Source organism: Neomesorhizobium albiziae (assembly GCF_900114255.1).
In the GTDB taxonomy this organism is placed as follows: Bacteria; Pseudomonadota; Alphaproteobacteria; order Rhizobiales; family Rhizobiaceae; genus Neomesorhizobium; species Neomesorhizobium albiziae.
Genome location: NZ_FOSL01000021.1, coordinates 39,618 through 65,659 on the forward strand (window position 1 = coordinate 39,618; position 26,042 = coordinate 65,659).

The 26,042-nt window shown below is 63.2% G+C and carries 25 protein-coding genes; 8 read left to right on the forward strand and 17 right to left on the reverse strand.

The window, feature by feature from the left end:
* Positions 1-22: 22 nt before the first annotated feature.
* The 6 genes from F3H98_RS24020 to F3H98_RS24045 all read left to right on the forward strand — a co-directional run bounded on the left by F3H98_RS24020 (position 23) and on the right by F3H98_RS24045 (position 5,380).
* The gene (locus tag F3H98_RS24020; protein WP_149762870.1) at positions 23-928 is read left to right on the forward strand and encodes an ABC transporter permease; all 906 of its coding nucleotides are present in this window, start codon (positions 23-25) and stop codon (positions 926-928) included.
* Positions 925-1,710 carry an ABC transporter permease gene (locus F3H98_RS24025; RefSeq protein ID WP_149762871.1) on the forward strand — a complete coding sequence of 262 codons (786 nt, stop codon included), beginning with the start codon at positions 925-927 and terminating at the stop codon, positions 1,708-1,710. The genes F3H98_RS24020 and F3H98_RS24025 overlap by 4 nt, the downstream gene beginning before the upstream one ends.
* A 1-nt stretch (position 1,711) precedes the next feature.
* Entirely contained in the window at positions 1,712-2,821 is a 1,110-nt protein-coding gene (locus F3H98_RS24030) for an ABC transporter ATP-binding protein (protein WP_149762872.1), read from the forward strand.
* A gap of 27 nt (positions 2,822-2,848) precedes the next feature.
* Positions 2,849-4,234: an NAD(P)/FAD-dependent oxidoreductase gene (locus tag F3H98_RS24035; protein WP_149762873.1), complete on the forward strand. Its 1,386-nt coding sequence runs from the start codon at positions 2,849-2,851 to the stop codon at positions 4,232-4,234.
* Positions 4,231-4,950 (forward strand): 2'-5' RNA ligase family protein, encoded by a 720-nt coding sequence (locus F3H98_RS24040; protein ID WP_188130540.1) that lies wholly within the window; start codon positions 4,231-4,233, stop codon positions 4,948-4,950. The genes F3H98_RS24035 and F3H98_RS24040 overlap by 4 nt, the downstream gene beginning before the upstream one ends.
* Positions 4,951-5,110: 160 nt before the next feature.
* Entirely contained in the window at positions 5,111-5,380 is a 270-nt protein-coding gene (locus F3H98_RS24045) for a hypothetical protein (protein ID WP_149762875.1), read from the forward strand.
* A 106-nt stretch (positions 5,381-5,486) separates the two neighbouring features.
* Here the strand turns inward: F3H98_RS24045 and F3H98_RS24050 are convergent, their stop codons facing one another.
* The 8 genes from F3H98_RS24050 to F3H98_RS24085 all read right to left on the reverse strand — a co-directional run bounded on the left by F3H98_RS24050 (position 5,487) and on the right by F3H98_RS24085 (position 14,107).
* On the reverse strand, positions 5,487-6,392 hold the full coding sequence (locus F3H98_RS24050; RefSeq protein ID WP_149762876.1) for a carbohydrate kinase family protein: 906 nt from the start codon (positions 6,390-6,392) through the stop codon (positions 5,487-5,489).
* Positions 6,382-7,626: a Gfo/Idh/MocA family protein gene (locus F3H98_RS24055; RefSeq protein ID WP_149762877.1), complete on the reverse strand. Its 1,245-nt coding sequence runs from the start codon at positions 7,624-7,626 to the stop codon at positions 6,382-6,384. Before F3H98_RS24055 ends, F3H98_RS24050 begins: the two co-directional genes overlap by 11 nt.
* An 11-nt stretch (positions 7,627-7,637) precedes the next feature.
* Positions 7,638-8,678: a LacI family DNA-binding transcriptional regulator gene (locus F3H98_RS24060; RefSeq protein ID WP_149762878.1), complete on the reverse strand. Its 1,041-nt coding sequence runs from the start codon at positions 8,676-8,678 to the stop codon at positions 7,638-7,640.
* Positions 8,675-9,637 (reverse strand): ABC transporter permease, encoded by a 963-nt coding sequence (locus F3H98_RS24065; RefSeq protein ID WP_149762919.1) that lies wholly within the window; start codon positions 9,635-9,637, stop codon positions 8,675-8,677. The genes F3H98_RS24060 and F3H98_RS24065 overlap by 4 nt, the downstream gene beginning before the upstream one ends.
* Positions 9,637-10,629 carry an ABC transporter permease gene (locus tag F3H98_RS24070; RefSeq protein WP_149762879.1) on the reverse strand — a complete coding sequence of 331 codons (993 nt, stop codon included), beginning with the start codon at positions 10,627-10,629 and terminating at the stop codon, positions 9,637-9,639. The genes F3H98_RS24065 and F3H98_RS24070 overlap by 1 nt, the downstream gene beginning before the upstream one ends.
* Positions 10,626-12,131: a sugar ABC transporter ATP-binding protein gene (locus tag F3H98_RS24075; protein WP_149762880.1), complete on the reverse strand. Its 1,506-nt coding sequence runs from the start codon at positions 12,129-12,131 to the stop codon at positions 10,626-10,628. The genes F3H98_RS24070 and F3H98_RS24075 overlap by 4 nt, the downstream gene beginning before the upstream one ends.
* A gap of 69 nt (positions 12,132-12,200) precedes the next feature.
* Positions 12,201-13,226 (reverse strand): ABC transporter substrate-binding protein, encoded by a 1,026-nt coding sequence (locus F3H98_RS24080; protein WP_149762881.1) that lies wholly within the window; start codon positions 13,224-13,226, stop codon positions 12,201-12,203.
* Positions 13,227-13,333: 107 nt separating this feature from the next.
* A complete protein-coding gene (locus F3H98_RS24085) occupies positions 13,334-14,107 on the reverse strand; it encodes an SDR family NAD(P)-dependent oxidoreductase (RefSeq protein WP_149762882.1) in 774 nt (257 codons plus the stop codon).
* Positions 14,108-14,280: 173 nt separating this feature from the next.
* On the opposite strand from F3H98_RS24085, the gene F3H98_RS24090 reads away from it, so the two are divergent.
* Positions 14,281-15,486, forward strand: coding sequence for an ROK family transcriptional regulator (locus tag F3H98_RS24090; protein WP_149762883.1), 1,206 nt, complete (start codon positions 14,281-14,283; stop codon positions 15,484-15,486).
* A 24-nt stretch (positions 15,487-15,510) separates the two neighbouring features.
* On the opposite strand, the gene F3H98_RS24095 is transcribed toward F3H98_RS24090, so the two are convergent.
* On the reverse strand, positions 15,511-15,987 hold the full coding sequence (locus F3H98_RS24095) for a GNAT family N-acetyltransferase (protein WP_149762884.1): 477 nt from the start codon (positions 15,985-15,987) through the stop codon (positions 15,511-15,513).
* Between the two features lie 142 nt (positions 15,988-16,129).
* Between F3H98_RS24095 and F3H98_RS24100 the strand changes: the two genes are divergently transcribed.
* Positions 16,130-16,396 (forward strand): hypothetical protein, encoded by a 267-nt coding sequence (locus F3H98_RS24100; RefSeq protein WP_149762885.1) that lies wholly within the window; start codon positions 16,130-16,132, stop codon positions 16,394-16,396.
* On the opposite strand, the gene F3H98_RS24105 is transcribed toward F3H98_RS24100, so the two are convergent.
* The 8 genes from F3H98_RS24105 to F3H98_RS24140 all read right to left on the reverse strand — a co-directional run bounded on the left by F3H98_RS24105 (position 16,391) and on the right by F3H98_RS24140 (position 25,745).
* On the reverse strand, positions 16,391-17,308 hold the full coding sequence (locus tag F3H98_RS24105; protein WP_149762886.1) for an isoaspartyl peptidase/L-asparaginase: 918 nt from the start codon (positions 17,306-17,308) through the stop codon (positions 16,391-16,393). The genes F3H98_RS24100 and F3H98_RS24105 overlap by 6 nt on opposite strands.
* Positions 17,305-19,332 carry a beta-N-acetylhexosaminidase gene (locus F3H98_RS24110; RefSeq protein ID WP_149762887.1) on the reverse strand — a complete coding sequence of 676 codons (2,028 nt, stop codon included), beginning with the start codon at positions 19,330-19,332 and terminating at the stop codon, positions 17,305-17,307. Before F3H98_RS24110 ends, F3H98_RS24105 begins: the two co-directional genes overlap by 4 nt.
* A gap of 41 nt (positions 19,333-19,373) precedes the next feature.
* Positions 19,374-20,258, reverse strand: coding sequence for a MurR/RpiR family transcriptional regulator (locus F3H98_RS24115; protein WP_149762888.1), 885 nt, complete (start codon positions 20,256-20,258; stop codon positions 19,374-19,376).
* 96 nt (positions 20,259-20,354) lie between these two features.
* Positions 20,355-21,464 carry an ABC transporter ATP-binding protein gene (locus F3H98_RS24120; RefSeq protein WP_149762889.1) on the reverse strand — a complete coding sequence of 370 codons (1,110 nt, stop codon included), beginning with the start codon at positions 21,462-21,464 and terminating at the stop codon, positions 20,355-20,357.
* 110 nt (positions 21,465-21,574) lie between these two features.
* Complete coding sequence (locus tag F3H98_RS24125) at positions 21,575-22,789, reverse strand: ABC transporter substrate-binding protein (protein WP_244621865.1); 1,215 nt, start codon at positions 22,787-22,789, stop codon at positions 21,575-21,577.
* A 45-nt stretch (positions 22,790-22,834) separates the two neighbouring features.
* Positions 22,835-23,695: a carbohydrate ABC transporter permease gene (locus F3H98_RS24130; protein ID WP_149762891.1), complete on the reverse strand. Its 861-nt coding sequence runs from the start codon at positions 23,693-23,695 to the stop codon at positions 22,835-22,837.
* Positions 23,692-24,576, reverse strand: a complete 885-nt coding sequence (locus tag F3H98_RS24135; protein ID WP_149762892.1) for a carbohydrate ABC transporter permease — start codon at positions 24,574-24,576, stop codon at positions 23,692-23,694. Before F3H98_RS24135 ends, F3H98_RS24130 begins: the two co-directional genes overlap by 4 nt.
* A gap of 2 nt (positions 24,577-24,578) precedes the next feature.
* Positions 24,579-25,745, reverse strand: coding sequence for a Gfo/Idh/MocA family protein (locus F3H98_RS24140; protein ID WP_149762893.1), 1,167 nt, complete (start codon positions 25,743-25,745; stop codon positions 24,579-24,581).
* Positions 25,746-26,042: the final 297 nt, after the last annotated feature.

A 26,042-nucleotide genomic window follows, 5' to 3' on the forward strand; every position in this document is an offset into this window, starting at 1 on the left:
GCTTGATTGACGGGCCGCATCGATGGCACGCACTGGCACGACGGCGATGGACAGCCTGGCGAATAACGCCCCGGCTGTCCCGGCCTCGGAACGCGGGACGCAACGCATGGCCGACCAGCCATTCTGGCTGGTCGTGCCTGCGCTCGTCCTGCTCGTTGGCGTGCTCGGTGTGCCGCTCGCCATCATCGTCATCCGCAGTTTTGCCGAGCCAGACTGGGGATTGCAGAATTACGCGTGGTTCTTCAATTCCCCGGTCAACCTCACCGTCCTGCAACGCACCTTCACCATCTCCGCCTGGGTGACGCTGGTCTGCGTCGCCTGCGGTTATCCCTACGCTTACGTGATGACAGTGGTCGGGCCGCGGCTCAGGCTTCTGCTTATCCTTTGCGTGCTGGTGCCGTTCTGGGTCTCGGGCGTCGTACGCACTTTGGCCTGGGTGATCCTCTTGCAGGATTCCGGCGTCATCAACTCCATCCTGCGCGGCGTCGGCTTCGGCGCCGTGAAACTCATCCGGACCCAGACCGGTGTGGTGATCGGCATGGCGCAGGTGCTGCTGCCGTTCATGATCCTGCCGCTCTACTCGGTGATGAAGACCATCGATTTGAGGCTCATGCAGGCGGCGCGCAGCCTGGGCGCCAGCCCGGCACGCGCCTTTGTTCAGGTCTACATGCCGCTATCGCTGCCCGGGGTTTACGCCGGCGCCATCATCGTCTTTATCCTGGCGCTCGGTTTCTACATCACGCCGGCGCTGCTCGGCGGACCGCGCTCCACCATGCTCTCGACGCTGATCCAGAACCAGGTGCTGAGCCTGCTCAACTGGGGGCGCGGCGGCGCCATGGGCGTCGTGCTTCTGGTCGCCACCTTCGTGCTGCTTGCGATCGCTATGCCGTTGATGCGGCAGCCGCACCGTCGGGGGCGGGACGCATGAAGCTTCCCACCCGCATCATCCTCGGCCTGTTCTGCCTGCTGGTGGCGGTATGGCTGGTTGCGCCGACCTTTGTCGTCGTGCCGATGTCGTTCAACGAAAAGAAGTCGCTCGCCTTCCCGCCGGATGGTTTCTCCTGGCAATGGTATCAGAACTTCTTCACCAACCCGGAATGGTCGGCTAGCCTCGTCAGTTCGCTGAAAGTCGCCGCCGTCACCGCGGTTTTCGCCACCATCATCGGCACGCTCGCCGCCTTCGGGCTCGACCGCATGAAGAGCCGCACCAGCGGCGTGTTGCGCGCGCTTTTGATTACCCCGATGGTGGTGCCGGGCGTCGTGCTGGCTGTCGGTATCTACGCGGTCTATCTCGACACGCATCTGGTCGGCACCATGACCGGCTTTGTGCTCGCCCACACCATGCTCGCGGTTCCGTTCGTCATCATCGCGGTGTCGGCCAGCCTCGAAGTTTTCGACAAGCGGCTCGAAACCGCCGCCACCAGTCTCGGCGCCAGCCGGTTGACTGCCTTCCGCACCGTCACGCTGCCGCTCATCGCGCCCGGCATTCTGTCCGGCCTGCTGTTTGCCTTTGTCACTTCCTTCGACGAGATCATCGTCGCACTTTTCATCACCAGCCCGTACCTGAAGACACTGCCGGTCCAGATCTTTTCCTCGATCACGCGCGACGCCGACCCGACAGTCGCTGCCGTCGGCACCATCCTGTTCATCACCACATCGCTGGTCATCGGCGCCGGCCTCATCATCGGCTCGCGCCAGGGGAGACGCTGACATGGCCGCATCTGAAACGCGCGGCGCCGCGATCGACATCCGTTCCGTCAGCAAGCGTTACGGCCAGTTCACCGCGCTCGACGACGTGTCACTGCACATCGAGGCCGGCGAGTTCATGACCTTGCTCGGGCCGAGCGGCTCCGGCAAGACAACCACTCTCAACGTCGTCGCCGGCTTCACCGAAGTGAGTTCGGGCGCATTGGAAGTCGGCGGCAAGAGCGTCGTCGGCATACCGGCCCACAAGCGCAACATCGGCGTGGTGTTCCAGCATTACGCGCTGTTCCCGCATATGACGGTGAGCCGCAACGTCGCTTATCCCCTGGCTTTGCGCGGGGTCGCCAAGCCGGAGCGCGAGCGCCGCGTGCGCCAGGCGCTCGACATGGTCAAGATGGTCGATTTCGGCCACCGCTTCCCGAGCGAGCTTTCCGGCGGTCAGCAGCAGCGTGTGGCGCTCGCCCGCGCCATCGTCTTCGATCCGCCGCTGCTCCTGATGGACGAGCCGCTCGGCGCCCTCGACAAGAAGCTGCGCGAATGGCTGCAGCTCGAAATCAAGCGCATCCATCGCGAGCTCGGCACCACCTTCGTCTACGTCACCCACGACCAGGAAGAAGCGCTGGTTCTGTCAGATCGTATCGCCGTGTTCAACCAGGGCCGCATTGAGCAAGTCGGCACCGGCAGGCAGCTCTATGACGAACCGGCGACCTTGTTCGTTGGCAAGTTCATCGGCGACTCCACGGTGCTTCGCGGTCGGGCAACGACATCCGGCAACGAAACCGCAATCGACATTTCCGGCCAGAAGGTGGCGACCGCCAAACGGCTTTCGAACGGCGGCAAGCCGGTGATGCTGCTGCGCCCCGAAAAACTGGCTCTGGCCCGTCGCGGCGCCGCCGATGGCGGCCGCAACCGGCTCGCAGGCCGCGTCGGCGAAGCGATCTATCTCGGTTCGGGCTCCAAATATGAAGTGCTGCTGGCCGACGGGTCGAAGGCCATCGTCCGCTCGGCGCTAGAAGCGGAATCCTTTGCCATCGGCGACGAAGTCGATGTGTTCTTTGCCGGCAGCGATGTGAAGCTGCTGGCCGAGGATGACAAGGCCGACCTCACCCTCACCTGACAACGCATCGAAACGGGTCCAAAAAAAATGCAAGCCACGACCAACGGCAATGTGTCGTTCTGGTATGCCGACATCGGCGGAGTGCCGGCCTATCGCCCTCCCTTGCCGGGTGAGATCGAGGCAGACGTCTGCATCGTCGGCGCCGGCTACACCGGATTGTGGACCGCCTACTATCTCAAGAAGGCCGATCCGTCGCTGCGCATCGTCATCGTCGAAAAGGAGTTTGCCGGCTTCGGCGCTTCGGGCCGCAACGGCGGCTGGCTGTCGGGCGGTTTCGGCTGGTCGCGCGAAAAGTACGCCAAAAGCTCGTCGCGCGGCGCGGTGATCGACATGCAGCGCGCCATGCTCGGCGCCATCGAGGAAGTGATCGCCGTCGCCGAAGCCGAAGGCATCGACGCCGACATCCGCCGCGTCGACAACATCACCGTCGCCACCAATGTCGCGCAGCTCGAACGCGCCAAGGCCGAATACGAGGAAGCCCGGCACTGGGAAGTGCCTGAAGAAAGGCTTGCCTTCATCGGCGCAGAGGAGGCGCGCGCCCGCATCGCCATCAAGGATGTGCTTGGCGCTTTCGTCGTGCGCAACGTCGCCCGCGTGCAGCCTGCCAAGCTGGTACAGGGACTGGCGGCAGCCGTTTCCCGACTAGATGTGCCGATCTACGAACAGACGCAGGTTCTGGCGATCGAGAAGGGCAAGGTCACCACCGATCGCGGCGTCGTGCGCGCCGAAAAGATAATCCGCGCCACCGAAGGCTTCACCGCCGGCATTCCCGGCCATGAACGCCTGTGGCTGCCGCTCAACAGCGCCATCGTCGTCACCGAGCCGCTGCCTGAGAGCCTGTGGAAGGAAATCGGCTGGGCCGGCTACGAAGTGCTCGGCGATGCCGCACACGCCTATTGCTACGCGCAGCGCACTCGCGAAGGCCGCATCGCCATGGGTGGCCGCGGCGTCCCCTATCGCTTCGGGTCACGCACCGACGTGCGCGGCCGCACCCAGCAGGCCACCATCGACAAGTTGCACGAAATCCTCATCAGGCTTTTGCCGCAGACCCGGGACTTGCGCCTCGATCACGCCTGGTGCGGCACGCTCGGCGTGCCGCGCGACTGGTGCACGACATCCGGCTTCGACCGCGAAAGCGGCATCGGCTGGGCTGGCGGTTATGTCGGGCTCGGCGTGTCGAGTTCGAACCTCGCCGGCCGCACCTTGCGCGACCTCGTGCTCGGCCGCGACACCGAACTGACGCGGCTGCCCTGGGTCAACCGCACTGTGAAGAAGTGGGAGCCGGAGCCGCTGCGCTGGCTCGGCGTCCATTCCATGTACCAGCTCTACCGCATGGCCGATCAACGCGAGGCCAACGGTCTTGGCCGAACCTCGCGGCTCGCCGCCTTGGCCGACCGCCTCACCGGCCATTGACCCACGCTGTCTGGTGCGCCGAATTCAACTTCCCTATGTTCTTGTTTTGTTCTAGGATCAGAAAAAGGAGGGGCAATTGCAGTTCACGCGTACTGGGAGGTATCCGCGTCATGAACGATCAACTCCGCCTTGACCTTGATGACGACGATCCGGATGCATGGCGTCGTCCCAAATTCCCCGAACGGATTTTCTTGGGCGTTCGGCCCGATGCGGCCGCCGCGATGCTGGCAGAAGAGACGGCAAGGCAGCTGCGTGCTGCCAGCGGACTGCGCGGCGAGCTGCTGCGCAGGCAGCGGCTCCATGTCACGCTTCAACATATCGGCGACTACAAACGCCTGAAGAGCAAGGTCCTCTTTGCCGCGGACCTGGTCGGCGCAGCCATTTCGATGCCGCCGTTCGAGGTCGTTTTCGATCGCGCCGAAAGCTTTCCGGCACCGCCCCGCCGTGACCGGCCGAGGCAATATCCGGCGGTGTTGAGAGGCGGCAGCGACGCTCTTTTCGAGCTTCACCGCTTGCTCGCGGAAGCGATGCGGAAACTTGGCCTGAGACCCAGCGATATGTTCGTACCCCACATGACGATGATCTATGGCGACAAGGCCATCGCCCCTCAACCGGTTGCACCGCTGCGCTGGACGGTCCGCGAATTCCTGTTGATCCACAGCGAGCGCGGCCTGACGAAACACAACATTCTCGGACGCTGGCCGCTTCACGGCTGAAGGCAACACAGGCTTGATCCGCTCCGCATGCTCTTGCGGGCAGATCGAAATGTCGTCCAGCGTCGCCCCCGACGGAATGGAGACCAGCAATCGTGACGTCAGGACGCGGTGGTCAGGAACCAAAATCCAAGTCGGCGATTTCCGTCGGGTGGAGACCATCATGCCCGACAGAAAATTCGACGACCTGCGCAAGTCGATAAAGAACCAGCCGCTCACCAGGGAGCAGGCTCGCAAGCTGGCCAAGCAGGCGGCAAGGCTGGCGTCACCCGACGCCGCTAAGCTGCAGGACAAGCTGACGGAAGCATTCGGCGCCATTCACATCGCCGAGGCTTTCCGGGGTGAAAGCTCCGCCGCCCGGGCCGAAGCACTCGAACTGGTCGACAAAGCCGAAAAGACGTCCAAAAGACGCAAACGGCCGAACAAAAGTTAGAGATTGGATCGAAAACCGCGAAGCGGTTTTCAGAAAATCCTATGTGAAAACATATAGATCGGAAGTTCAACGACCCTCCCGGCGCGGTCGCCGCTCCGGCGTCCGGCTATTCGTAGCGTCGCGGAAAGGTTGAAATCGCACGCGCCGCGGTCCTGACGCCATGATCGAGCGCCGCCGCCAGATCGTCCGTCGTGCTGAGCGCCGCCATGAACGCCGCATTGAAAGTGTCACCGGCGCCGACAGTATCGATCACCGTCACCGGCGGCGAAACGGCGCGAAAACGTTCGCCGCCCCGAAAACCCCGCACCCCGTCCGCGCCGTCTTTCACGATCAAGACCTGGTCTGCACGCAATCCGGCTGCGATTTTCTGGCTGGCGCCCTCGAGCGAAGTTTCGGCCGCATAACCCTTCGCCTCTTCGGCATTGATGAGGGCGATATCCGTCGTTTCCATCCAGCTGCGCATCAAAAGCCTGGTCTCGTCCGTCCAGCCCTCTGGAGGCCAGCCGGGATCGATCGCCGTTCGCCAGCCCTTGGCGTTGAGGCTGGCAAGCAGCTTCACCGTGCCGGAACGGATGTCGGGCATCAGGAAGCCGCCTGCGATGACCGCGATGGCGCGGTCATGCGGCGCTGCCGGCACCCTGGCCAACAGGTCGTCAAGACGTGCGCGTTGCAGATGTCCCGGCGCGGTGAAAAACACCCGGTCGCCGCCCTTGTGCACGATGCCCACCGTAATCGTCGTCGCGCAGTCGTCGACGATCCAGTCGCAAGAGGCGGCATCGAACTGCTCCCGCAGCCAGACGCCGTTGGGATCGTTGCCGGTAGACGCCACGAAGCGGTGCGCCACACCGAGCCCGCTCAGCGCCAGCGAGGTGTTGCCGGCCGAGCCGCCGGCACGCATTTCGCTGCGCTCGACTTCCACTTCCGTGCCAATCGCCGGCCAGCCGTCGACCTCGCCCAGCACGAGGTCGACATTCGCGTTGCCAAGAACGAGAATCGCCGCCTCAGGCGCCATGGCGGGCTACGACCGGCACATAGTTTTCAAGCTCGGGCGCCGGGAAATGCACGGTCTCGCCGAGCTCGGCCGAGCGGTAAAGTCCCATCAGCATCTCGACCACGCCCAGCCCATCCTCGAACGTCTCCATCGGCTTCTCGCCCTTGCGGAAGCACTCGACCATATGGCGGTTCTCGTCGGTATAGCCGTAAACACCGGCCTCGTCTTCCAGCACCGGCATCAGCCCCTGTTCGGCATTCTGCTTTTCGACCAGGTCTTCGCCCTCCGCCCCTTGCACGGCGCGCGACATGAAGATCTTCAACCCGGTGCCGAGCGAGTTGAACTCCATCGCATACTCCGGGCCGAGCAGTTCGAGCTGGATGCGCAGGCCCGCGCCCACATAAGCCCAGGATGTCGTCGCCTCGATCATCAGCTCGTTGCCATCCTCGTCCTCCAGCGTCACCGTGCCACGGGCGAAATCCTCGGACGGCCGGTTGCGGTAGTCGACCTCGGCGCCGAAGCGCTTGCGCAACTGGTCGGCATAGGATGGCCGCGTCCATTTGAGGTTGGCCACCGTGCCGTTGACAGACTTGATCCTGAGCGAGTTGCGCGGCGCGCCGGGCGCCGTCAGCAGATGCCGGGCGACTTCGACGCTGTGGCACATCATGTCCGACAGAACGCCGCCGCCTTGCTTGTCGCCCTGCCAGAACCACGGCTCGTGCGGGCCTGAATGCTCTTCGGCCGCGCGCGCCAGATACGGCCTTCCCGTGGTCGAGGCGGCGCGCCGCCAGATGATCTCCTTGCCGCGCAGCACCGGCGTCGCGAAGACCTGGTTCTCCAGGTAGCCATGGTTGAGCCTGGCGTCCTCCGCCAGCTTCAGCATTTCGCGCGCTTCCGCGATGGTGCGGGCGAGCGGCTTTTCGCAGGCGATGGCAAAAACCGCCGAACGGCCCGCCGTCACCTCGGCATGGATCGTACGCATGATGTCGAGGCGCGTGTAGTTGGGCGAGACGATCCACACCGCATCCACCTCGCCCGAATGCAGCATCGCTTCCAGGCTGTCATATGCCTTGCAGTCGCCGAGACCGAGTTTGGCGACATTGTCGGCGAAACGCTGGCGGTTTGCCGCCTTGCGGCTGTAGACGCCTGTGACATCGACGTTGCGCACGCCAAGCATCGATTTCAGATGGAAATCGGCGATGAAGCCGCTCCCGACGAAACCGATCCGCAACCGCTGTTTCGGCAAATTCTTCATGCTCTTCCCTTTTATAAAGTTCGTACCCTGGCGCCGGTCTCTTTCGGCCGGGCCGTCGATCCGCGTATCCGCAGCGTCGTCGCCAGTTCCATCGTTTCGCCGGCCTGGCTCTCGCCGGCGAATGTCCGCAAGAGAAGCTTCATCGCCTGCTGGCCGATCTCGGCGCGCGGCTGGCTCACTGTCGTCAGCGGCGGATAAAACGCTTCGCTGAGATAGAGGTCGTCGAAACCGACCACCGAAACGTCGCTGGGCACGTCAAGGCCGAGCCGGCGCAATTCATGGATTGCGCCATAGGCCATTTCGTCGTTGGCGACGAAGATCGCCGTCGGCGGCGAAGTCAGCTCGAAAAGCTGCTGGCAAAGCGCCTCGCCGGATCGCAGCAGATAGTCGCCCACCGGCTCGTAGCCGGCAGGAATGTCGAGGCCGGCCTCCTTCATGGCGATACGGTAGCCGTCGCGGCGGCGCACGCTCATGATCTCCGGGATCGGCCCACAGATATGGGCAATGCGTTTGTGCCCCAGCGAAATCAGGTGCCGCACCGCATCGCTCGCGGCGACCGCGTTATCGATCTGCACATGGGGCAGGCCGCTGCCGCCGATCATTTCGAGCGCCACGACCACCGACAGTCCGGCCAGCCGCTCGGCATATTCCTCGTGCTTCCAGGGCAGCTTGCCGGTCATCAGGATCATGCCGTCGGCATGGCCGTCGCGCAGCATGTCGAAATACTCGATCTCCCGCTCCGGGTCGTTTTCCGTATTGCCCATCAGCACTGAATAGCCGGCGCCCCGCGCCGTCGCCTCAACGCCTTTCAGGATTTCCAGGTAGAACGGGTTGCCGACATCGCGCACCACCATCAGCACCGCCATCGAGCGCTGGGTGCGCAGGTTCCTGGCGCTGACGTTCGGCCGGTAGTTCAGCGCCCGCGCCGCCTCGCGGATGCGCGACAGCGTTGGCTCGGCCACTAGGCCGCTGTCGCTCAGCGCGCGTGACACCGTCGCCGGCGAGACACCGAGTTTCCCGGCAATATCCTTGATGGTCGGGCGCTCGCTCATGCGCGCATCGCCCGGCCACGGCCATAAAACAGCATCAGAACCAATAATGTCGCGCCGAACACCATCTGACGGCCGGATTCGTCGATATTCACCGTGGTCAGGATGCTCTGCAGGATCACCAGCAGCACGGCCCCCGCCATCGTGCCGGTGTAGCCGCCCTTGCCGCCGGAAAGCGGCGTGCCGCCGAACACCACCGCAATGATCGATGGCAACATGTACTGCTCGCCGACATTGGCGAAGGACGAGCCGGAATAACCGAGCAGGCAGATGCCGGCGATCGCGGCAAACACGCCTGAAAGCACGAAGAGCGCGATCCGTACCAGCTTGACCGGAACGCCGGCCATGAACGCCGCCTGTTCGTTGGAGCCGATGGCATAGATGCGATGGCCGAAGACGGTGCGGCCAAGCAGCCAAGCCATCACCACGCCGATGACGATCCACAGCCAGATGATGCCGGGCAGGCCGAACAGGAACGGCTGGGAGACGAAGTTCGACAAGGCAGGCGCAGCACGCCCGGACGGGATTCCCTGGCGGATCACCACCAGCAGGCCCTGCAGCACGCCCAGCATGCCGAGCGTCATCACCAGCGGCGGGATGCGCAACAGCGTGACGCCGAGGCCGTTGAACAGCCCGAACAGCGCGCCGGCGGCAACGCAGCCGAGAACCGCGAGCGGAATGCCGCTGTCCATACCGTTCATCAGATTGCCGGCGATGATCGCCGACAGCGAAACGACGCCGCCGACCGAAAGGTCGATGCCCTCGCGGCCTCCGAGGATGACGAGGTTCTGTCCGGCGGCGACGATGCCCAGCAAGGCGGCGACGATCAGCAGGCGCAGTATCTGCTGCGCCGAGGCAAAGCCTGGCGACAGCGCCTCACCCAGCACAAGCAGCGCCACGATCAGCAGCAGGGCGATCACCAGCGGCTTCCTGGCGAATTCCATGAGCAAGGTGGCGTTCATCATGCCCGCGCCCTCCGCCCGACCAGGACGCCGGCCATGAGCGCCACCAGGATGGCAAGGCCCTGCACGAGGTTTTGCCATTCCGAAGGTGTGCCGACGAAGAACACCAGCGAGTTGATGAGGCCGATGATCAGCGCGCCGATCAGCGAACCGACCACTGTGCCGAAGCCGCCGGAAAGAGCGCTGCCGCCCAGCACCACGGCCGCGACACTGAATAGCGTCATCTTGCCGCCGACCAGCGGATCGCCGCTGGCGGTGTCGCCGGTGATGCAGAAGGCGGCGAGTGCGGCGAAGATCCCGCACAGCGCGTAACCCCTGATGCGGATCGCCGTTACCGGCAGGCCGCTCTGGAAGGCCGCCTGGCTGTCGTCGCCGATCGCCAGCAATTGCGTTGCAAGCCGCGTCCGCGCCAGCACGTAGATCACCATGGCAAGAACCACCACGGCGTAAAGCACGAAGGGGATTTCGAAGAAACGGCCGCCATAGGTGCGCCAGAAGGCTGCCGGCGCAGGCGTGCCCGCCACCGGCAGCACATAAAGCGCCAGGCCGGTGAAGAAGATCGAGGTGGCGAAGGTGGCGACGATCGCCTGCAGGCGCAGCGCCGCCACCACGATGCCGTTGACGATGCCGCAGGCCAAGCCGACCGCCAGACCGACGCCGAGGGCAGCCATGACGGAAAGTCCGCTGCCTCCCCACTGCTCCATCAGCACCACGATGACGACATTGACCAGCGACACGATGGCGCCGGCCGAAAGGTCGATATCGCCGGCAAAGACAACATAGGTCTGGGCAATCGCCAGCATGATCAGCGCCAGATACGTTTTCACCAGCCCGGTCATGCCTATGAAGCTGACGCTGCGCGGCTGATAAAGCCCGTTCAGCGCCAGAAGCACCGCGAGGATCATCAGCGCGGGCAGGAAGGGAAACCGTTCGAACAGCCGCTTGATGCCGCTCGATGCTGGCCTTGGGTTGGCAACCGCGCTCGCCATCATGCGGCCTCGTAAGCGGCTTGGTAGAGATTGTAGCGTGTCCGCTCGGTGCCGGTCAGTTCGCGGGTCACCTGCCCGCCATTGAAGACGAGGATGCGGTCGGCATTGTTCAGCAGCTCGGCGTCCTCCGACGAATAAAGCACGATGCCGACGCCCTCCTCCGCCAGCTTGCGCACCAGCGCGAAAAGGTCGGCCTTGGCCGACAGGTCGATGCCCTTGGTGGGATCGTCGAGCAGCAGAACATCCGGCCGGTCGATCAGCCAGCGGGCGATCACCACCTTCTGCTGGTTGCCGCCGGAAAGCGAATTGATCGGGTGCGACAGCGTGGCGAATTTCGTGTGCAGCGCCTGCAGCGCCGGAAGCGCCTTGTCCCTGAGCGCCGAAGGTCGCGCCAGAAACAGCCGGTCGCGCAGATAATGGATAGGCGTCACGTTCTCCAGGATCGGCCGTCCATGCACCACGCCGTCGCGCGTGCGGTCGCCGGAAACGTAGGCGCAGCCGTTGCGGATCGCTTCGCGCGGGCTCGATGCGGCGAACGGCTTGCCGTTCAGCGTGATGGCGCCTTGCGCCGGCGGCGTCGCGCCGAAGATCGCCCGCAACACGGAAGACTGGCCCTGCCCGTGCAGGCCGCCGAAACCGAGGATTTCGCCGCGCGCCACCTCGAAATTCATGTTGGCGAAGCCGCGCCCGGAAAGGTCTTTGACGCCGAGCACGGACCCTGCGCCTGTGTGGTTCGCTGCAGGCGGTGCGCTTGCCGGCGGCGCCAGCTCGTCCTGTTCGCCGACCATCAGGCGCACGACACCTGCCGGGTCGATATCGGCGATGCGCCGGGTGCCCACTGTCTCGCCGTCGCGGATGACGGTGACGCGGTCGCCAATAGCAAAAATCTCGTCCATCCGGTGCGAGATGAAGACGATGCTGCGGCCCTTGGCCTTGAGGTCGCGCAGAATGTCGAAGAAACGGTCGACTTGCGCGCGGTCGAGCGCCGAGGTCGGCTCGTCGAAGATGAGGACCGGCGTTTCGGCGGCCAGCGCCTTCATGATCTCCACCAGCTGGCGCTGGTCGGCGCGCAAGGTCTCCACCGTCGCATCGGCGGAAAACCCGTCGCCCGTCACGCCATCGAAAAGCGCGATGTAGCGTGCCGCGCGCGACGCCAGGGCCTCACGGTCGACGAAGATTCCGGCCTTCATCGGCAGGTCCGGAAGCGAGATGTTCTCCGCCACCGTGCGGTGCGCGGCGAGGCTGAGTTCCTGATAGAAGATGCCAATGCCGAGCGCGCGGGCCGCCTGCGGGCCGGAAACCGTAACCGGCTGATCGTCAAGCAGTATTTCGCCGGCATCCGGCCTGACGCTGCCGGCGACGATCTTGCACAGCGTGCTCTTGCCCGAGCCGTTCGAGCCGATCAGGACGTGCACTTCGCCGCCGTCGATTTCGAGGTCGCCGCGCTTGAGCGCGACCGTTGCGCCGTAAGCCTTGCTTACGCCGCTGAGCTTCAGTTTGGGCATGAGTTTCCCCGTCCCCTGCGGGAGAGAGTGCGATCCGGCCCCGGACCGCACCCTCACCCCGGGAGAATTCTACTTGAAGAGCGCTTCGGCGTCTTCGATCGAAAGCTGGCTGGTGTAGGAATAGTAGCCAGGCTTGCCCTCAAGCTGCGTTGCAGCTTCGGCGAGGTTCTTCGAATCGATGAACGGAATCGGCAGATACATGGCATTCTTGTACTGTCCCGCCGTCGCCGGCTCCTTCAGTTCCTTGCCCTGCAGCATCAGCACCGCGACGTTGAGCGCCGAGGCCATGACACCGGGAGGATTGACCGAAGCGCCGGAGTTCAGCTTGTCCTTGGTCCAGATGTCGATGAAGTCCTTGCGGATTTCGCCGGTGGCAGCGGTCTGTCCGGTTTTGCCGGCATCCATGATCGACTTCCAGGCGCCGGCAGCCATGCCGTCCTGCACCCACACGCCGCTGATGTCGGGATAGGTGGCTAGCAGGTTCTGCATCGCCTGCTGGCCTTGCGCCTGGTCCCAGTTGGCGTTCACTTCATTGACGATCTTGATGTCGGGATACTGGCCGAACACTTCCTTGTAGCCGGCGACGCGCATCTCGTTGGCCGGATGGCCGGCGACACCGTTGATGGCGACGACATTGCCCTTGCCGCCCAGCGTCTCGGCAAGCCACTTGGCGCCTGCCGCGCCCCAGGCCTTCTGATCGATGCCGACATAGGTTGCGTCGGGCGAGGAGACTTCGGCGTCGGTCGAGATGACCAGGATGCCGGCTTCCTTGGCCTGCGCGAAAACCGGATCGAAGGCCGTCGGGCTGTTCGGATTGATGATGATCGCGTTGACGCCTTCCGAGATGAAGTTGCGCACATGGGCGATCTGGCCGGGCACGTCGACATTGGCGCTCTGCACCACGACCTCGATGTTGACGCCCTTTTCCTTCCATTTCTCGGCGGCGGCTTTCGCCTCGTCGATCATCTGGGTGCGCCACTCCGAGCCAACCCAGCCGTTCGACAGGCCGATTTTGAAATCTTCCGCATTGGCCGAAAACGCCGAAATGGCGATCGAGGCGACGGCGGACAAACAAATAGCGGTGAGTTTCTTCACGATTTCCTCCCTGATACGCGAATGAAATCGTTTGTATGGGGAAATGAAATCGATTTCAACTACCTTTTTTGCGTGACCCGCGTTACATCGGGCGTATGCGTTGGGGCTCAGGCCACCGACCAGCCGCCGTCGACCAGGATGTTGGCGCCGGTGATCAGAGACGCCGCCGGCGAAGCCAGGAAGACGACGGTGCCCGCGACATCGATCGGATCGCCGATGCGGCCGAGCGGGATGTGGCCGAGCACATGGGCGTGGAATTCCGGATCGGCGAGGCTCGGCCGGGTGCCGTCGGTCCAGATGAAGGTCGGCGCGACGCTGTTGACGGCGATGCCATACGGCGCCCACTCGACCGCGAGGCAGCGGGTGAGATGGTTGATCGCAGCCTTTGTCATGCAGTAGATCGCCTCGCCCTTCAGGACGACGCTGCCCGCCTGCGAGCTGATGTTGACGATGCGGCCCGATTTCTGGGCCATCATCAGTTTTGCCACCGCCTGGGTGGTGAAGAACGTGCCCTTAAGATTGATGTTCACCGTGAGTTCGAAATCCTCTTCGGTGACGTTTTCTGCCAGATTTTCCGGTCCTAGCCCCACATTGTTGACCAGAATGTCGATGCGGCCGAATTCGGCATGAGCTTTGGCGATGCCGGCCCGCACCTGATCGAGATCCGCAAGATCCATCGCGACGGCCAGCGCGCGGCGGCCGAGCTTCTCGATCTGGGCCACCAATTCGGCGCCGTCCGCCGCGTTGCGAACGCCGACGATCATGTCGGCGCCCGATCCCGCGCATGCCAGCGCACAGGCCCTCCCGATACCGCGTGTCGCGCCGGTAACGAGAGCTACCTTGCCGTCGAGGTCGAACTTCGGCGTGAAGTCGGTTTTCATGCGCTCGCCTCCGTTGTTTTCAGCACCCCAGGGATAACCGTTGCTCTCGCGCAAACCTGCCAATGGGTATTACTCACAGCAACGCAAAAGTGGTCTATACCAGTTAATTAAATCAAGTTGATTATATTAATTTTTCCAGACATAGTCACTCCATTCAATTTCCCGTCAAGTCAATGAAATCAAAGAAATCTATCGCCGGAACCAATCTCGAGCAGGCCAAGTCGCACAACCGCCGCGTGGTGATCGAGGCGGTACGAACCAACGGCGCGCTGTCGCGGGCGGCGATTGCCAGGCTGACAGCGCTTTCCTCGCAGACCGTGTCGAACATCGTCGAGGAATTGCAGGCTGCCGAGATCCTGCGGCCCGAGGCAAGCCTGAAGGGCGCGCGCGGCCAGCCTGCGGTGCCCTATTCGATCGACCCCCGCGGCGCCTATTCGATAGGGTTGCAGCTCGACCACCAGCTGCTGCTCGGCGCCATCACCGATCTTTCCGGCGCCGTTCGCGCGCGCGTCGAGCGCAAGGTTGATCGCCCGACGCCGGCGCAGGCGATGCCGGTCTTTGCTTCCGCGGTGGACGAACTCATGTCGACCTTCCGCTTCGACCGCTCGCGGCTGCTCGGCATCGGTCTGTCGATGCCCGGTCCGTTCAATGTCGAAGGCATGACCTCGGTCGGGCCGACCGCGCTGCCTGGCTGGCAGGATTTTCCGGTAGCCAGCGAACTCGAGGCGCTGACCGGCATTTCCGTAACGGTCGAAAACGATGCGACGGCCGCCGCGATCGGCGAGCGCCTGCATGGCGTGGCGCGCAATCTCGACAGCTTTGTCTACCTTTTCATCGGCACCGGGCTTGGCGCAGGGCTGTTCCTCAATGGACACCTTTACAAGGGCAGCGGCCACAACGCCGGCGAAATCGGCCACGTCGTCGTCCAGCCCGGTGGGCTGGAGTGCGGTTGCGGCAAGCGCGGCTGTCTCGAACGCTACGTCTCGCTGCGGGCCGTCTTCGAGTTCCTCGACCTGCCCGATCCGGACCATGCTTCGCCCGATATTTTGGAGGAGCTGCTGGCCCGCAATGACAGTCGCATCGAAGCCTGGCTGGCGGCCGCCGCTGACCCGTTGCGGCAGGCCATCAACATTCTCGAACTGACGCTCGACCCGGACGCCGTGGTGCTGGGCGGCTTCATGCCGGTTTCGCTGATCGAACTTCTGGCCAAGCGGATCGACCCGCTGCCGATCTCGGTCAGCGCCACGCGCGAACGCACAGTGCCCCGCGTGCTGGTCGGCGCCGCCGGCAAGGAGACCTCGGTTCTGGGCGCCGCGGCGCTGCCGATCTTTGCTGAGATCAACCCGCAGTTCGACGTGCTGCTGAAGCCGCATTCGTAACGGCCGGCCTGCCGGCCGCCAGGCTCAATTCTCTGTCCTCAGAAGATCGGCGTAGATGCCGGGTTCCGACCCTTCGATCGGCACCGCCCCCACCGCCTTGGCGTAGAATTCGATAGGCCCGGCGCCGCCGATGATGCCATAGGCGTAGCCTTGCGCGCGCATGTCGAGCAGGCAGGCAAGCAACAGCGCGTGGCCGATGCCGAGGCCCCTTGCCGCTTCGTCGACGCCGGTCGGCCCGAAGAAGCCCCGCGCGGTTGCCTCGTGGCAGGCAAAGCCGATCAGCTTGCCGGCCTTAGTCGCAACGAAGCAGGACGGCGGCTGCCGCGCGAAGGCGACCGCCGTTTCGCTCGCCCAGCCGGTGCCGAACGTTCTGCCCACCCATTCCGTCACGACATGAAGCTCTGGCGCCAACGCGCGGCGAATGCTGACGCCCGCCTTGGCGACGCGGGCATCGAGTTCCGGATTAGGCTCAAGGGAGTACAGTTTGACGAGAAGGTCCATTCGTATTCCTGACTAGAGCATTTTGCAGCCAGGTGGAATCACCTGGTGTCGCACAAATGCGGCTAAACAAAACAGATAGAGCGGAAATGCCGGTTCAACACGAATGCATTCCGCTCTAGGCGCTGCCGAGTCTGCGCACGAAATGGTTGGCCCCGACCTGATCTACGCCATCCGAGGCTGGACGCGAAATCCGCCGGATTTCCTCGGCGCTGCGCAGGAAATTGGCGCTTTCGCCAGCAACGAACCGTCGGAAATGCCGTCAATCGGCGAAACGCTTTGTTTCGAAGATTTTAGTTGGCAAAGAGGTATCTACCAATTCCGCGGTGCCAGCACCTTTCCGACACCGGAATTATCCTTGGCCGCCGCTCGAAAGACGACGGCCCGGCGCGGCGTTCCTGTAGCCTCATAAAGTCTCGGCCAGACGTCTCTCCGGTCCTGGCATGCCTGTTTGCCACAGCCAGTATTCGATCCCCTCGCCGCACCGAAAACTGACGACCTTGTGGTTTTCCTGTGCGTCGATGGCGTGAATGACCACGCCCCCGAGAAAGCCCGTCGACAATTCGGAGAGCTCGTCGACGGCGAGCTTCACCGCGTCGCCAAGCGAGTGGCCGAGCCGCATGGCAAGCACGACGGTGCGCGCGGTTCCGCAGCGCATCGTCATCTCGCCGGTGTGGGTGCAGGCCGCCGCGCCATAGCGGCTATCGGCGTAGAAACCCGCGCCGGGAATGGGACTGTCGCCCAGCCGGCCCGGATATTTCCACGCCCACCCGGAAGTCGAGGTGGCGGCATGGATGCCGGTGGAACCATCGCGACACAAAAAGACGGTGGTGTCGCGCACACGTTCCGGGTCGGTAATAGTGCGGCTGAGCGGCGCCAGCGGAATATAGGGAAAGGCGGCAAGCTGCTCAGGCGTCAGTTCCTTTTCCAGGCGCGCCCACCAGACGCGCTTGGAATCGTCGAATAGGGTGTTTTCCAGCGGAAAACCGATCTCCTGCGCGAAACGACGGGCGCCGTCGCCTGTCAGCATCACGTGCGGCAGCCGCTGCATCACCGCCTGCGCCAATGCGGCGGCTGGCAGGATATCGCGGAGCGCACCGACGGAGCCGACGTCGCGCGTGGTGCCGTCCATGACACCGGCATCGAATTCCATTTCGCCCAGCATGTTCGGCCAGCCGCCAAGGCCGACGCTGCGCACGCTCACCTCATGCTCGACCTTGGAAATGCCGGCGACCATGGCGCCGAGGCCATGCTCGCCGGCATTCAGCCGATCGACCGTTTCGACGAAACCCGGCCACGCCTCGGAATTCGCCAGCAGGATCATCCCTCGGTCGCCCAGTTGCCGTAGAGGATCGGCATAAGCCCGACGAGTGCACTGAACCGTCCCCAGGACTTGGCGTCGGACTTTGTCCAGCCGGTCTCGGCCACAGCCGAAAGACGTGGAAAGACGAGCCGGTCGAAGATGGCGCGGTCGGTCATCGATTCCGACCAGATGCAGGCCTGCACCCCCATGAAGTGCTTTTTCTGCTCGTCGGTCCAGCCTTCAACCGGATCGAAGTCGTAGGTCTCGCGCGGGCCGCTCCAGCCGGCCCAACCGGCGCCGGGCTCTGACCAGGCGACGCCATTGGCCATGTCGAGATAATAGCGCTGGCCCGGCGAAACGACGATATCGTAACCTTCTCCCGCCAACGCCGCGCTCACCGCGACGTTGCGCCAGCCGACCAGATAGGTTTTTCCCTTGTCGATAACGTTGCCATGCGCTGCTTCTTCCCAGCCGCCGGTCACGCAGCCCTTTGACGCGATATAGGTCTGGACACGGCGCAGGAACTCGGCCTGCAGGATCGCCGTGCCGGAGCCTTCGATCTCGTCGGCGCCATGCAGGTTGGTGACCTGGTTGTTGCGCTTGGCGTGCTCATCGGCAGCCTTCTTGCCCGCAAGCTTTTCCAGCATGGCGAGCGCCAGTGGTGAGCCCGACCACGCACCGAGCGGCACTTCGTCAGCGCCGACATGGATGGTCTTGAACGGGAACAGCTCGACAAGCTCGTCGATCACCTTCTCGAGAAAGGTGTAGGTCGTTTCATGGGCCGGGTTGAGGCAGTTGTTGGGAAAGCCCTGGACCGAGGCATATTCGCCGGTCTCGCCGGGGTCGCGAAGTTGCGGCAGGGAATGCAGCACTGCGTAGCAATGGCCAGGGATGTCGATTTCCGGAACAGTCTCGATGCCAAGGTTTTGGCCAAGCGCCACGATCTCGCGGATTGCCGCCTTCGAATAATAGCCGCCCCATTTCTGCGGACCTGAACCAAGCAGCGGCGGCAGTGGCAAGCCGTGGCCACGCCAGGCGCCGATTTGCGTCAGTTCCGGGAAGGCGTCGATCTCGACGCGCCAGCCCTCATCATCCGAGAGATGCCAGTGGAAGCGGTTGAGCTTGTTCCACGCCATGACGCGCAGAAGCTGGCTGACTTCGGCGCTTGAGTAGAACTGACGCGAGACATCGAGATGGCAGCCGCGCCAGCCTGACTGCGGCTCGTCCTCGATCGACCCGGAGGCCGGGAAGACAAATATCCCCTTGTGTTTCTTGGCGCCGCGCAAGATCTGACCGAGCGTGATCAGGCCGTAGAGGAAACCGGTCTCTAGAGCCGCCCGAACCGTGACGCGATCACGCGCGAAGGTGAGAGAATAACCCGCATGGGCGAGCATGGGGGACACTTCGAAGGCAACGGGAAAGCCATTCTCGGCCGACGGTCGCAGAATGCCTTCCGCCGGGAACAGATGCCCGACCAGATCGGCGAATGCCGCCGCCGCCTTTTCGGCCGGGCCGCCTTCGGCTCGCAGATCCAGCCCCTCCGGCACAGGCTGCCCCGCACCGACCGCCACCTTCTTCGGCCAGGGCACGATGGAGACCGTCACCGGCGCGGTGGCCGGCACGGGAAACACGGCGGCGCCCTTCTTCAACGGGGCGTTGTCGCCCTTAGCTTGTGTCGGCGATATCGAGACCGGCGCAACGGAGCCGTCAGCCAATTCAACATAGGCCGTGTTGGCGCCGTCGCTCCAGTGGCGCAGCGGATAGGAGAGGCCGCGCGCCGTGAGCTTCCACGACGAGCCGGGCGCCAGCATGAAGCCGGCGTCAGGCGCGAAACCGGAATGATTGGAGAGCCGCATCGCCAGTTTGCCGCCCTCGACGGTTGCGGCGGGGTCGATACGGGCCGGACCCGAGACGAACAACCGAAAATTCTCAATCGGCTTGCCGGAATGGTTGGTCAGCGTCAGCGTGTAGGCGAGCGCCTGGCCATCCGATGCGGGAATCCAATTGGTCTGCAGGGTGAACGGCACGCGGGTGGACTGGGTCAAAATGGGCCTCCTCTTGTCGGGCTGCTTGTGGTTGAGACGAGTCAGTCTCCAAGGGCCTGGGTGTCGTCGCCATCGCGGTTGATGACGAGCTGGTGCTTGATGCGGCGCATGGTGGCGATCGCCGGCGCCTGCATGCGGGTCGCGACGACCTGGGCGATGACATCGGTCATCGCCAGAAATGCGTAACGCGAGGCGGAGGGCCTCAGGATGTCCTGGGCTTCCGGAATGTCGAGGCCCAGGAGGATGTCGGCCTCCTGCGCCACCAGCGTCTCCGGCCGCGTCATGACGATGCGGGTGATGCCGTAGCAGCCGGCAATCGCCAGCGCCTTGGCGAGCGGCGCGTTGTTGCCGCTCATCGACGAGGCAACGATCACCGTGCCTTTCGGCGCTCCCGCCGCACGCATCAGCTGCCCCTGGTGATCGACCGACGCGGCGACTTTCAGGCCGAGCCGGAACAGCCGGTTCTCCAGTTCGAGCGCGATCATCGAGGAAGCGCCGCCGGAGCCGAAGGTCAGCACATAGCTGGCCTCCGCGATCCTGACCGAAGCACGCTGGACGGCGTCGCCATCCATGCTCTCGAAGAATTTGTAGAGCGTCGACTGCACGCAGTTGACGATATGGCGGGCAATGTCGGGCACTGTTTCCGGTCCGCCAGGCGGCTGCAGGTAGCGCTGGCCGAGAAAGCGGCTCTGCGCCAGGCGCACCTTGAAGGCGCTGAAGCTCTCGCAGCCGAGGCGGCGGCAGAACCGCGTGACGGTCGGCGGCGACACATCAGCCAGTGCAGCAAGCTCGACGATAGAGGAATTCAGCGCCACCTCGATATCGCCGAGCACGACATCGATCAGCCGCCGTTCCGAGCGGCTGAACGTATCTTTCTCCAGCCGCAACAGGCCAACCAGGTCAAGCACTGAAGGTCTCTGCAGCATGGCGGACCGCCGGTCTTAAAGCATTTTGCAGCCAGGTGGCGCCACCTGGCGTCGCACAAATGCGGCTAAACAAACAGATAGAGCGGAATGCCCGGTTCAACTTGAATGCATTCCGCTCTGGCTTTCCTTGTGCACGGCGATGCCGTCGCTGTCGAAGAGCTGGCATTTCGCCGGGTCTATCCCCACCGTGAAGCTGACGCCCTGGTTGATTTCGGGATCGCCCTCGAACAGCGCCACGAAGTTCTTGCCGTCGGCCAGTGTGCAATAAGCGAGCGTATGGATGCCAAGCCGCTCGACGATGCCTGGCGTCACCTCGAAACTGAACTTATCCTCGCCCAAAGCCAGATGCTCGGGACGCATGCCCACCGTCACCGTCTTGCCGACCAGATCGGGATGGCCGCCGCGCGGCAGTTTGATGGTGCCGACCTTGCCAAGATCGACGACGACATTGCCGCGGTCCGACGCCGTCACCGTTCCCGACAGGAAATTCATCTTCGGGCTGCCGATGAAGCCGGCTACGAAAATGTTGTCCGGCTTGTGGTAGAGTTCCAGTGGACTGCCGATCTGCTCGATCGTGCCGGCATTGAGCACGACGATCTTGTCGGCCATGGTCATCGCCTCGACCTGGTCGTGGGTGACGTAGACCATCGTGGAGCCGAGCTTCTGGTGCAGGCTCATAAGTTCGACGCGCATTTCGGTGCGCAGCGCCGCATCGAGATTGGAGAGCGGCTCGTCGAACAGGAAAATCTTCGGCTGGCGCACGATGGCGCGGCCGATGGCGACACGCTGGCGCTGGCCGCCGGACAACGTGCCGGGCCGCTGCTGAAGCCGGCTTTCGAGCTGCAGAACCTTGGCCGCCGCACCGACGCGTTCCTTGATCTTGTCCTCCGAAAGGCCCTCGACCCTCAAGGGAAAGGCGATGTTCTCGAACACCGACATATGCGGGTAGAGCGCATAGGACTGAAAGACCATCGCAATGCCGCGCTTCACCGGCGGCAGGTCTTTTACCTGCTTGCCGCCGATGACGATCTCGCCGCCACTGACGTCTTCGAGGCCGGCGATCATTCTGAGCAGCGTCGATTTCCCGCAGCCCGAGGGACCGACGAACACAACGAACTCGCCTTCGGAGACGTCGAGGTTGACGCCCTTGATGATCTCGAGGTCGCCGAACGACTTGCGCAAGTCGGAGAGAACGAGCTGGCTCATGAAAAAAGTCTTCCTCTGTCGGGCCTGTGGTTGGCAGGCGGGCAGGCTGAAGGCGCATGAAGAGACCACCGCCGTGCGTTTAGCGCGGCGGTGGAGATTTCAGGGTGATCTTATTTGTACTGCTCGAGGTCGGCAGCCGCCTTCTTCAGGGCGTCGGCCGGTTCTGCCGTGCCGGTCACCACCGACTGCACGAGCTGGATCATGGTGTTCTGCAGACCCTTGTAGTCGGTGAACAGCGGCTCAGGGCCACCGAAGGAGATGCCGTCGATGTACGGCTTCCACGACGGATCATCGGCCACCATCTTGTCGACCGCCGGGCCGGGGCGCAGCGGCGTCAGACCTTCCTGCTTCTCGTAAACCGGCTGGTTCTCGGGCGAGGTCAGGAACTTGCCGAACTCGATCGCCTTCTCCTCGACGCCGCTGCCCTTGAAGACGGCGAGGCTGTCGGTAATCAGCAGCGTGCCGGGGCCTTTGGCGCTCGGACCCAGCGGCAGGTTGGTGACGCCCCACTTGAACTTGTTGGCTTCCTTAAGGCGGTTGGCGGCGGCGATCGATGCCTGGATCATGCCCAGCTTGCCGTCGAGGAAAATGGAGCGCACCTCGTTTTGCTCATAGGAGGTCGGGCCTTCTTCGGCAAAGGCCGTAATGTCCCTGAGCGCTGTCAGCGCTTCCAGGTTCTCCTTGCTGTCGAGCGTTATGTTGCCGGCATCGTCGATGACCGTGCCGTTGTTCGAATACACCCAGTGCAGGAACTGGTGCATGGTGTTGTCATAGTCCTTGGCGACGACGCCGAAGCCGGCGATACCGGTCTTCTCCTTGATCTGCTTCGCGTAGGCGATCTCCTCGGCGAAGGTCAGCGGCGGCTTTTCGGGGTCGAGACCGGCCTGCGCGAACAGGTCCTTGTTCCAGTAGAGCGCCTTGGTCGAGAAGGCGACCGGGATGCCCCACTGCTGGCCGTCGGTCGTTACTGTCCCGACGACGAATGGGAAATAAGCCTTCTTCTCGTCTTCAGAGAACGGGATCGGCACGATCAGGTCGTTCTGGGCGAACTGCTTCAATGTACGCGAGCCGACATAGGCGATGCCGTAGGGCGTTCCGGCGGCCGCCAGCGTGGTTGCCTTGTCCTGGCACTGGTCCCAGCCCACCACTTCGGTCTGGATCTTGAAGCCGGGGTTGTTGCCTTCCCAGGTCTTGATGAACTCGGCATGCGCCGGCTGCATCGTGTCGCCACAGAACAGCGCGGTGATCACCTTATCCTGGGCCGAGGCGGCGCCTGGCAGGGCGATGAGCGCGAACGCTACCCCTGCCAGCAGTTTGGTATGCATATTCATTCCGGTACTCCTCCTATTGTGCCCTCTCGAACGGGCGGTTCACTGTTTCACGGCGCCGGCCGTAAGACCGGCGACGAGATAGCGTTGCAGGAACACGATGATCAGCAGCGCCGGCGTGATGCCGATGAAACACGCCGCCATCAACTCGTTCCAGATCACCTCCTGGCGACCGAAGAAGGCAAACAGGCCGACGCCGATGGGCATGTATTCGGTCTTGGAGTTGAAGGTGAGCGCGAAGATGAACTGCTGGGCATAGGCGCCGATGAAGGTGGCGATCGCCGCCACCATGATGCCCGGCATGGCGATCGGCAGGATGACGCGCCGCAGCGTGTAAAGGCGGCTCGCGCCATCCACCCAGGCAGCCTCGTCGAGTTCGCGCGGGATGCGCATCATGTAGGCGCGCAGCAGCCAGATTGCAGTCGGGATGAGGAAGGCGACACCCGGAACGATCATGGCGAAATAGGTGTTGAGTACGCCGAGCGACCGCATCAGCCGGTAGAGCGGGATGAGCAGCACCGCGCCGGAGAACATGTTCACCGCCAGGAAGGCGCCGAGCAGCGCGCCGCGCCCGGGAAACTCGAAGCGGGCGAACGCATAGGCGGCCGGCACCACAAGGCACATCACCACGACGGTGATGACGAAGGCGAGCAGCAGGCTGTTGAAGATGTACCAGCCCATCATCGGCACGCGATCCCACAGCGTGAAGTAGGCCGTAAACGAGCCGTTCTCCGGCCAAAAGCTGTAGGGCGACGAAAACAGCAGCGCCAGCGGCTTTAGCGAGACCAGGAACCCTTCGATGAAGGGCGCAAGCACGAAAAACATGAGAACCGCGATGCCGGCGTAGATGCCGATCGTCTCGTACCAGGTGTAGCGGTCGATCATCGGCTTGGAGTTTTTCATCGAATGTCTCCGCTCGATATTCGGCTGACGGTCCTGAAATAGAAGAAGCAGAACACCGACAGGAACAGGCAGATCAGCACCGCGCGCGCCGCGCCCTCGCCGTATTTGTAGGAGCCGATCGCCGTCTTGTAGGTGTCGATGATCATCGTCGTCGTCTCGCCGCTCGGCCCGCCACGCGTCAGGATCCAGATGATGTCGAACGAATTGAAGGTGGCGATCAGCGACAGCATCGACATGGTGATCAGCGCCGGAACGATCATCGGCAGGGTGATGCGGCGGAAGCGGTAGAAGCGCCCTGCCCCGTCCGTCCACGCGGCTTCGTAAAGATCTTTCGGGATCGATTGGATGGCGGCCAGCATATAGATGGTGACCAGCGGCACCCCGATCCAAACATCGGTGATGATGGTCGCCCAGAAGGCGCTGCGGCCATAGCCGAGGAAGGCCACTGGCCCGTCGGTGATGCCGAAATTCTGCAGCAGGCCGGAGATCATGCCGAACTGGCCGTTATACATCCAGCCCCACATGAAGATGCCGATGGCCATCGGCACGATCCATGGCGGCATCAAAAGGATGCGGAAGAGCGCGCGGCCGGGTAGCGCGGCGTTGAGCAGCACAGCCGCGCAAACCCCGATGATCATCTTTATGGCGACCGAGAAGAACGTCCAGATGAAGGTCCGCACGATGATCGTCGAAAAATTGACGTTGAAGATCTTCTCGTAGTTGGCCCAGCCGACCCATTTGGTCACCGGCTTCAGCGCCGCGTCGGTGAACGACAGGTTGACCGTTTCGACCAGGGGATAGGCGACGATACCGGTGATGTAGAGCAGCGCCGGAAGGAGCAGGCAAAAGGCGAATAGCGAGGCACCCTTCGACCGCGACATGATCAGGCCCTCAGCCGCTGCTTGCCGGCAAGGGCGGCATCGAAACGCTGCCAGGTTTCGGCAAGGTTGATGACGGATCTTGTCCGGCGCGCCTCGTCGATCTTGATCGCCAGCAGCCCGGCTTCCAGCGCGTCCACCACCGAAACTGGGAGCGGCGCGCCGGTGAGCAGATGGGCCAGCACATCGGCCGCCATCTGCTCGTCGGCGCCATAATGGTCGGACAGTTCGGAATGGACGTAGGTCTTGTCGATCAGCTTGTCGCAGGTGCGGGCGTCGGTGACCTTGAAGTAGTTGCGGACGAAATCGCCCTCGGCCATGCCCTTGGCGCCGATCACCGCGAAGCGCCGGAAATCGTCGGGAACGTTGAGATTGGTGTGGAAGGTCATCGAGGCGCCATTGGCGTATTCGATGATCGCCGTCTGGAAATCGATGATGTCGCCATCGCTGTCGAAGACCTTGTCCGACCCCAGCCAGCCGCTCGGCTTGCGATGGTAGACTTCCAGGTCGTTGGCGCCGTGACTTTGCGGCGCGTTGGTGGGCGTGAACGACCGGCGGCCGCCAAAACTCGCCACACGCGATGGACGGCATCCCATCACGCCGTTGTAGAGATCGAGGTCGTGGCAGCATTTCTCCAGCAGGAAGCCGCCGGCATACCTGTCGTAGCGGCGCCAGTCGCGCATGAAGAAAGCGCCGTGATAAGGCGGAATGTGCTCGGAAGCCTCGATCGAAGCGACGTCTCCGAGAAGCCCGTCCTGCTGCGCCTTGCGCAGGTCCGTATAGAGCGGCGCATAACGCAGCACGAGCCCGACCATGATCCTGTCGGCGCCATGTTCGCCGATCAGCCTGGCCAGTTCCATCGTTTCGGCTTCGGTGGTGACCACCGGCTTTTCGGTGAAGATTTTCAGCCCGCGATCGAGCCCGGCCCGGATATGGTCGAGATGCATCGTGTTGGGCGAGCCGACCATCAGAAGGTCGAGTTCCTCGTTGTCGAGCAGCGCTTCCAGGGTGTTGTACTGCTTGCCCGCAGACACCTTGGCATTCTGCAGGCGCGGCAGGCCCGCGGGCGCCGGGTCGACATAACCCACGACTTCGAAATCCGGGTGCGCGGCCACGAAAAGCGGCACGATATAGCCAAGGCGGAAACCCAAGCCGACGATACCGACCTTCATGCGGCGCCCTCCTCTCCCTGGAGATTTTGAAAACAATTTTCATAACTAAATTTCGGGGAGAGGAGAATGTCAAGCCTTTTGAAACAGGCCTGAAAATACTTTCATGCGCAAGATATTTGCTGAAAATTTCGGAAAAATCGAAACAAACCCGAGAAAATTGCCCAACAAGAGAGAAAACCAGGCGCACGGAACCCCGCTTCGATCAATCTTACAAAATTGGTCGATACCACATTGGCATGCAGATTCACGGCAGGTCCGGCAAAAATGTAAATTTCAACCATTTCGCTAGAGTATCGC

Coding starts and splice junctions, on each gene's coding strand:
- F3H98_RS24070 (WP_149762879.1), bottom strand. CDS start 10,629: ATGATGGCGAGCGCGGTTGCCAACCCAAGGCCAGCATCGAGCGGCATC.
- F3H98_RS24055 (WP_149762877.1), bottom strand. CDS start 7,626: ATGAAGAATTTGCCGAAACAGCGGTTGCGGATCGGTTTCGTCGGGAGC.
- F3H98_RS24100 (WP_149762885.1), top strand. CDS start 16,130: ATGGTTGGCCCCGACCTGATCTACGCCATCCGAGGCTGGACGCGAAAT.
- F3H98_RS24120 (WP_149762889.1), bottom strand. CDS start 21,464: ATGAGCCAGCTCGTTCTCTCCGACTTGCGCAAGTCGTTCGGCGACCTC.
- F3H98_RS24065 (WP_149762919.1), bottom strand. CDS start 9,637: ATGAACGCCACCTTGCTCATGGAATTCGCCAGGAAGCCGCTGGTGATC.
- F3H98_RS24135 (WP_149762892.1), bottom strand. CDS start 24,576: ATGTCGCGGTCGAAGGGTGCCTCGCTATTCGCCTTTTGCCTGCTCCTT.
- F3H98_RS24095 (WP_149762884.1), bottom strand. CDS start 15,987: ATGGACCTTCTCGTCAAACTGTACTCCCTTGAGCCTAATCCGGAACTC.
- F3H98_RS24090 (WP_149762883.1), top strand. CDS start 14,281: ATGAAATCAAAGAAATCTATCGCCGGAACCAATCTCGAGCAGGCCAAG.
- F3H98_RS24060 (WP_149762878.1), bottom strand. CDS start 8,678: ATGAGCGAGCGCCCGACCATCAAGGATATTGCCGGGAAACTCGGTGTC.
- F3H98_RS24115 (WP_149762888.1), bottom strand. CDS start 20,258: ATGCTGCAGAGACCTTCAGTGCTTGACCTGGTTGGCCTGTTGCGGCTG.
- F3H98_RS24105 (WP_149762886.1), bottom strand. CDS start 17,308: ATGATCCTGCTGGCGAATTCCGAGGCGTGGCCGGGTTTCGTCGAAACG.
- F3H98_RS24045 (WP_149762875.1), top strand. CDS start 5,111: ATGCCCGACAGAAAATTCGACGACCTGCGCAAGTCGATAAAGAACCAG.
- F3H98_RS24020 (WP_149762870.1), top strand. CDS start 23: ATGGCACGCACTGGCACGACGGCGATGGACAGCCTGGCGAATAACGCC.
- F3H98_RS24030 (WP_149762872.1), top strand. CDS start 1,712: ATGGCCGCATCTGAAACGCGCGGCGCCGCGATCGACATCCGTTCCGTC.
- F3H98_RS24140 (WP_149762893.1), bottom strand. CDS start 25,745: ATGAAGGTCGGTATCGTCGGCTTGGGTTTCCGCCTTGGCTATATCGTG.
- F3H98_RS24075 (WP_149762880.1), bottom strand. CDS start 12,131: ATGCCCAAACTGAAGCTCAGCGGCGTAAGCAAGGCTTACGGCGCAACG.
- F3H98_RS24050 (WP_149762876.1), bottom strand. CDS start 6,392: ATGGCGCCTGAGGCGGCGATTCTCGTTCTTGGCAACGCGAATGTCGAC.
- F3H98_RS24130 (WP_149762891.1), bottom strand. CDS start 23,695: ATGAAAAACTCCAAGCCGATGATCGACCGCTACACCTGGTACGAGACG.
- F3H98_RS24125 (WP_244621865.1), bottom strand. CDS start 22,789: ATGCATACCAAACTGCTGGCAGGGGTAGCGTTCGCGCTCATCGCCCTG.
- F3H98_RS24035 (WP_149762873.1), top strand. CDS start 2,849: ATGCAAGCCACGACCAACGGCAATGTGTCGTTCTGGTATGCCGACATC.
- F3H98_RS24085 (WP_149762882.1), bottom strand. CDS start 14,107: ATGAAAACCGACTTCACGCCGAAGTTCGACCTCGACGGCAAGGTAGCT.
- F3H98_RS24025 (WP_149762871.1), top strand. CDS start 925: ATGAAGCTTCCCACCCGCATCATCCTCGGCCTGTTCTGCCTGCTGGTG.